This is a genomic window from Pseudomonas sp. AC463, from assembly GCF_979253585.1.
The window spans coordinates 1-343 of the sequence record NZ_CEEDDZ010000280.1 but is presented as its reverse complement, the minus strand read 5'-3'; the positions used below and the strand labels follow the sequence as shown (position 1 = coordinate 343).

Annotated in this window: 1 protein-coding gene; it reads right to left on the bottom strand. The window is 59.5% G+C overall.

The features are described from left to right. Positions 1-343: EAL domain-containing protein (locus tag AC0IYH_RS30150; protein WP_471837786.1), on the bottom strand; the 343-nt coding region annotated here is incomplete at both ends.

Sequence of the window (343 nt, the reverse complement as noted above, 5' to 3'; positions counted from 1 at the left end):
CAACAAACCGTGCTGCTCATGCTTCCAACGCACCAGCGCTTCCAGGCCGACGATTTCGCCCGTATGCAAGCAAAGCCTAGGCTGATAGTGCAGCTGCAACTCCTCACGACGTAGCGCCCGACGCAACTCACGCTGCAGATCGGCCTTGCTGCGCATGTCGCGATCCAGGCGCTCGTCATATAGGTGAAAGGTACAGCCCTGGCGGCTCTTGGCCTGTTGCATGGCAACATGGGCATGCCACATCAGGGTATCGGCATTGCTCTCCGGTTTGGCGTGAACCACGCCGAGACTACACCCCAGCAGCAGGCTTTCTCCCTCAAGCCAATAAGGCTCACCCAAGGCG